The sequence below is a fragment of the Zobellella denitrificans genome (genome assembly GCF_002237365.1).
Classification (GTDB): domain Bacteria; phylum Pseudomonadota; class Gammaproteobacteria; order Enterobacterales; family Aeromonadaceae; genus Oceanimonas; species Oceanimonas denitrificans.
Map to the genome: position 1 here is coordinate 1 of NZ_NMUO01000142.1, position 6011 is coordinate 6011.

The following is a 6011-nucleotide window of genomic DNA, read 5'->3' on the forward strand; positions in this document are numbered from 1 at the left end:
CTCGACGACCTGCTGCTGGTGCCGCTGGGCGTGAGCCGCACCACCAGGGCCACGCCCAGCGGCACCAGCAGCAGGTCGTCGAGGTAGCCGAGCACCGGGATGAAGTCCGGGATCAGATCGATGGGGCTCAGCGCATAGGCGGCCACCAGCAGCGCCAGGGCCCGCACCGCCATCGGCATGCGCGGGTCGCGCGCGGCGAAATACACGGTCAGGGTGTGGGCCTTCAGTTGCCTGGCCCGGTGTTTCAGGGAGTCGATCATCTTGCTGCCCCCTTCTTGCTCCGGTACATGGCGTCGTCGGCGTGGGCCATCAGCTCCTGCCCGGTGCCGCCGTGGTCCGGATACAGGGCCACGCCCAGGCTGGGCCGGATGTGCAGCACCGCCTCGGGCAGGCGGTAGGGGGCGGCCAGCGCCCGGCGGATCTTGTCGGCCACCTGTTCCACCGCCGCGGGGGGCGCCATGTCTTCCAGCAGCACCACGAATTCGTCGCCGCCCAGCCGGGCCACGGTGTCCGATTCGCGCACGCAGCCGAGCAGCCGGCCCGCCACTTCCTGCAGCAGCCGGTCGCCGGCCAGGTGGCCGTAGTGGTCGTTCACCTGCTTGAACTTGTCGAGATCCAGGTACAGCAGCGCCAGCCGGCCCTGCTCCCGGTGCGCCCTTTTCAGCGCCGTTTGCAGGCGGTCCATGAACAGGGCGCGGTTGGGCAGGTCGGTCAGCGGATCGAAGCGGGCCATGTGCTCCAGCCGCAGCAGCATGTGCTTGCGCTCCATCGCCGTGGCCAGCTGCGCCGCCACAAACTGCAGCAGCTCCCGGTCCTGCTCGCCAAACGGCAGCTGGCCGGCCGGGCGCAGTACCAGCAGGGCGCCGAGGGTGCCCTCCGGCGACTTGATGGGCGCGGCCAGCCCGTTGTCTTCCGGGCCGGCGGCGGTGCCCCGCAGTTCGCCGGCGCCGAGCAGCAGGCTTTCGCCGCGGCGGATCACCGGCTCCGCCAGCAGGCGCGAGATCCGGGCTTGGCTTTCGGGCGACAGGGGCTCGGGCCGGGCCCGGTAGGGAAACTCCAGCCGGCCCGTTTCCGGGTGGCAAACGGCAACGATAAAATCGCTGGCGCCGAGCAGGTCGTCCACCACCTGGTGGATGCGCTTGAACAGCCGGTCCAGGTCCCCCAGGATGTTGGCGGCGTCGGCAATGGCGTAGATGGCGGCCTGGCGCGATTCGGCCAGCTTGCGCTGGGTAATGTCCCGGGCCACGGCAATGCGGAACTGGTGGGGCTCCGACCAGCGGGCGGACCACATGATATGGACGGTGCTGCCGTCCTTGCGCACATAGCGGTTTTCAAAATGCGGCTTGGGCTGGCCGGCCATGATCTCGGTGACGGCGTTGCGCGTTCGGTCATGGTCGCCGGGATGGATAAAGTTGAACATGTTGCGGCCGATCATTTCCTCGGGCCGGTAGCCGAAGATCCGTTCGCCGGCGGCGCTGATGTAAAGAAAGTTGCCCTGGGTGTCCACGATGCAGATGGCATCGAGCAGCAGATCGGTCACGTTGCCGAGGGTGAGGTCGGGTAGCCTGTCCATATCAAAGGCCATCGCCTGGGGTTGCCGTTCGTGGCATGGAACTCCTCCGTTATTCCGGCAGCGGCGGCGGCGCTGCCGGATGTAGTGTGAACGGATTCCGGCGTTGGCACAAGCCCGCCCGGCGCGCCCGGGCGGGGCTCAGGCCTGGTAGATCACATAGAGCTTTTCGCAGGCTTCCACCGTTTCCCACTCGCCCCGGAAGCCGGCGGGGATGATGAAGTCGTCGCCGGGGGCGAGCGTCAGGCGGTTGCCGGCCAGGTCGTGCAGTATCACCTTGCCCCGGAGCAGCTTGCAGTATTCGTGCTCGGTGTAGTTCACCCGCCAGCGGCCCGGCTCGCTGCCCCAGGTGCCCACATGAAAGCGGTTGTCGGCGCTGCTGTAGTGGTTAGCCAGGGTCTGCACCGGGTTACCGGCGACCAGGGTATCGGGGTTGGGATCAATGGTCTCGGCCGGCACCGGGTGGCGGCCCATGACGATCACATCCTCGAGGCTTTTGGACATAACGGCTCCTTGTTGTCGCTGTCGCTAAAGTGTTTAGTAAAATAAACGAGCGAAGGCGCAAAGGAAAGGGCGCCTTGCAGGTGGGGCGCCCGCGCCCCAAGCCGCTGTAGCCGTCGCTTCAGCCGACGGGAATACGGCGCCTGATATCCAAGCTCCCCACCGTTTGCCGGTTTGCGCCACGTAAACGGGCGCCTACAGGAGGTGCAGCTGCCGGTTTGCGCCAGGTAAACGGGCGCCTACAGGCGTTGCAGCAGGCCGGATGGTGCTCTAGCCCTCGCCCAGGCCGGAGGCGTCCAGCAGCGCCTCGGCGCTCATCACCGGCTGGCCGTGGGCGCTGACCTGGCCGTTTTCCAGCACCAGCTCCGCCTGCAACTGCTCGCCCAGCTGCACCACGAAGGGGGTTTGCAGCAGCAGGGCTTTCATCTGCGGGGCGCTTTCCGCCAGTATTTGCTGTTGCTGCTCGGCGGAAAGGCCCGGGGACTCCTCGGCGATCATAAAGCTCAGCAACTGCTGGAAGGCGGCGTCGCTGGCCTGGGCGTGGGCGGCCAGGTGCAGTTGCCGGGGCAGTTGCTCCGGATCCAGGCTGCCGGTGCCGGTGTAGCGCAGGCTGGCGCGGGCGCTGGTGTCGTGGGGCTCGGCCAGCGACAGGCTGAACTCTTCTATGCCCAGCTCCGGCTGGTAGGCCAGCAGCCGCTCCAGCAGGGGCCGGATCTGCTGCCATTCGGCTTCCGCGTCCTGGCCGGGGTCAAACCGCTCCAGGCGTTGCAGCAGGGCCTGGTAGGGGGCCAGTTCCAGCCGGTTAAGGGCCAGGCGCAGGCGGCTGGGGCCCAGTTGCTGGGCGGGCAGGGTCACGCCGCCCAGGGAGATCTCGGTATGGTGGTTCAGGTGCTGCTGTTCCTGCTCGGTGCGGGTGCTGACAATCGCTTCCTGCAGGCCGAAGCGGGTGTGCTGGCTGCTGAACCTGAGCTGCTGCAGGGCCAGGGCGCTGTCGCCCAGCCAGAGGTAGCGGTCGGCCGCGGTGGCGTCCATGGTCAGGCTGAGCTGTTGCAGGCTCAGGCGCTCGGCAATGGACGGCAGGCCGAGGCTGAACTCGCCTATCCGGCCCTCCAGTTGCAGCCGCTGTTGTCGCGGCTGCCAGCGGGCCTCGAGCTGGCTGTCGGCCAGCGTCAGCTCCAGTCGCTCGTTGCCGCCGGGCTGGGCCATCTGGCCGCGGTAGTCGATGAGCCGCAGCGCAAGCTGGTGGCTGCCGTCCCACTGCTGTACGCCGGTCAGGGTCAGCAGGGGGGCCTGGCCCGGATAATTGGGCAGCCAGGCACGGGCCGCCTCCGGCAGGGGAGACTGGTGTTCCACCCTGGCCAGGCCGAAACCTTCGCTGCCCAGCCAGGGGCCGTGGGTTACCGGCAGGCTGCCCTGCAGGTGCAACTCGGGCGTGGGCTGCCATTCGGCCAGCAGGTCGTGCAGGGGATTGCCGGGCAGGGGGCGGTAGCTCAGGTCGTAGTGCAGGGTGCCGCCGCCAAGGCCCGCCTCGTAGTCCAGCCGGGTTACCCACAGCTCCTCGTGGGCGGCGGCCTGCTGCCGCCATTCGTCCGCCTGGGCCGCGATACGGGTGCCGATGTAATACTGGGTGCCGGCATACAGGCCGGCCGCCACGGCCACGGCCGCCACGGAAATCACTGCTCTCTTCATTATTGTCGTCTGCGCCCGGGGGCGTCAGCTCCTGGTTGTTTTGGCTCCGTTTGGAATTAAGAAGAGTATCAAAAACCGGCAGCAGTGCCAGTACCTGGCCGGCTTTACCTTGGGGTGGAAGGGCTCCCGTTCCATATCTGGAACCCTTTGTTCCTGTTCCTGCGCCTTTGAAGTGTTAACGCAAACCATTATCATTGGCGAATTGGATGCTCGACGCGTCCCCTCTTTTCTTACCCAATTGTTGTTGGAGATACCTTATGTCAGGAACCCTTGCCGCGCCCTCTTCCCGCCTGTTCAAGGCGGCCGCCCTGATGCTGGGTGCCCTGCTGTCCGGCCAGGCCCTGGCCGAGGCCCGCATTCTGGACACCCGCTTCGGCGAGCTGCGCATCGACGGCGAGCCGGTGCGGGTGGTGACCCTGTACGAAGGCGCCCTGGATACCAGCATCGCGGTGGGCGTGACTCCCCTGGGTGCGGTGGCCACCCGGGGCGGTGACGGCGTGGCCGGCTACCTGCAGGACAAGGCGGGCGAGGTCGCCATAGTGGGTACCGCCCGCGAGACCAACCTGGAGGCGGTGATCGCCCTGCAACCGGATCTGATCCTGGCTTCGTCCTCCCTGCCGGAAGAGCAGTACCGCCTGCTGTCGGCGGTGGCCCCGACCCTGGTGCCGGACATCGACATGTTCGAGGAGGGCGCCTGGAAGGAGGAAGCCCGCCTGTTCGCCAAAGCCCTGGACAAAGAAGCCGAGCTGGACGGCGTGCTGGCCGGGCTGGACCAGCGCACCGCGGCGCTGGCGGAGAAGTTCGGGCAGGCGGTGCCCGCCGACGGGCGCAAGGCCGCGCTGGCCCGCTGGATGCCCCAGGGCGCCATGATGATGTCTTCCCGGCTGTTTACCCCCGGCCTGCTGCAGGCGGTGGGCTTCGAGGTGCGGGACGGCGGCATCGTCAAGCCGGGCCTGCCCCACAGTTCGCCCCTGAGCCAGGAGAACCTGGCGCTGATGGACGGCGACTGGCTGTTTATGGCCACCCTGAACCACGACGGCCGCGAGGCCCTGGCCGCCGCCGAAACATCCCCCGCCTTTGCCCGCCTGAGCGTGGTGCGGCAGCAGCGGGTGTTCCCGGTCGACGGCCAGGTCTGGACCAGCGCCACCGGCCCCCTGGCGGCCAACGCCATCCTCGACGATGTTGAGCGCGTGCTCGAACACGCGGCGCGCTGACCTCCATGGTGGTTGTCGCCGCGTCCCGGCGCCCGCTGTTTGCGGTGATGCTGGCGGCGGGCCTGTTGTTGTTGCTGGTGTGCCTGGCCAGCCTGCTGCTCGGCGCCGGTCATATCGGCCCGGGCCAGGCCCTGGCCGTGCTGTTCGGGGGCGGCTCGGACGAGGCCCGCTTCGTGGTGGCCGAGCTGCGCGCGCCGCGCACCCTGGTCGGCCTGGTGGTGGGCATGGCGCTGGGCTGTGCCGGCGCCCTGATGCAGACCCTGGCCCGCAATCCCCTGGCCGAGCCCGGCCTGCTGGGGGTGAGCGCCGGCAGCGGCTTTGCCGTGACCCTGGCGCTGATGCTGGGAGCCAGCGCCGCCACCCTGACGGTGCACGTGGCGCAGCTGGGCGCCCTGGCCGGCTGCCTGCTGGTATTAAGCGCCGCCCGGCTGCAGGGGGTGGGCAACGATCCCATCCGCCTGGTGCTGGCCGGTGCCACCCTGTCCAGCCTGCTGCTGGCGCTCACCTCCCTGCTGCTGCTGTTCGACCAGCGCACCGCCGACGAAATCCGCTTCTGGGTCATCGGCAGCGTGGCCGGGCGCAGCCTGGATCATCTGTGGCAGATACTGCCCTCCCTGCTGCTGGCCCTGGCGCTCACCCTGGTGGTGGTGCGCCCGCTGGCGGCGCTGGCCCTGGGGGAGAACGTGGCCCGGGGCCTGGGCCACAAGCCGGGGCGGGTGCGCCTGCTGGCGGTGCTGATCGTGGCGCTGCTGGTGGGGTCGGCCACCGCCGTGGCCGGCCCCATCCTGTTCGTGGGCCTGGTGGTGCCCTTTGTGGCCCGGGCCCTGGCCGGGCCCGATATCCGCCGTACCCTCTGGCTCTGCCTGCCGGTCGGCCCCATTATCGTCATCGCCGCCGACACCCTGTCGCGGCTGCTGGTGGCGCCGGCGGAGCTGCCCATCGGCGTGCCCCCCCCGCCCGTCCGGGCCCCCGTGCTCTGGGGGGTGGGGGGGCCCGCGGCGCCGCCCGTCCGTGTCTTTTATTCATCTTTCCCGCTC

Annotated in this window: 5 protein-coding genes and 1 pseudogene; 2 read left to right on the forward strand and 4 right to left on the reverse strand. The window is 69.0% G+C overall.

Annotated features, from left to right (window positions below):
- From CGX12_RS18540 to CGX12_RS18555, 4 genes and pseudogenes are all read right to left on the reverse strand, one after another.
- Positions 1-200 (reverse strand): annotated as a pseudogene (locus tag CGX12_RS18540) (YkvA family protein); the annotation flags it as partial.
- Positions 201-256: 56 nt separating this feature from the next.
- The gene (locus CGX12_RS18545) at positions 257-1573 is read right to left on the reverse strand and encodes a diguanylate cyclase domain-containing protein (protein ID WP_094041364.1); all 1317 of its coding nucleotides are present in this window, start codon (positions 1571-1573) and stop codon (positions 257-259) included.
- 138 nt (positions 1574-1711) lie between these two features.
- Positions 1712-2074 carry a cupin domain-containing protein gene (locus CGX12_RS18550; protein ID WP_094041360.1) on the reverse strand — a complete coding sequence of 121 codons (363 nt, stop codon included), beginning with the start codon at positions 2072-2074 and terminating at the stop codon, positions 1712-1714.
- Between the two features lie 267 nt (positions 2075-2341).
- Entirely contained in the window at positions 2342-3760 is a 1419-nt protein-coding gene (locus CGX12_RS18555) for a YdgA family protein (protein WP_094041361.1), read from the reverse strand.
- Between the two features lie 257 nt (positions 3761-4017).
- Here CGX12_RS18555 and CGX12_RS18560 point away from each other — a divergent pair, with 257 nt between their 5' ends.
- Positions 4018-4974 carry an ABC transporter substrate-binding protein gene (locus CGX12_RS18560; protein ID WP_094041362.1) on the forward strand — a complete coding sequence of 319 codons (957 nt, stop codon included), beginning with the start codon at positions 4018-4020 and terminating at the stop codon, positions 4972-4974.
- 5 nt (positions 4975-4979) lie between these two features.
- Positions 4980-6011, forward strand: a 1032-nt coding sequence (locus CGX12_RS18565) for a FecCD family ABC transporter permease (RefSeq protein ID WP_094041363.1), incomplete at its 3' end; no start/stop codon positions are given.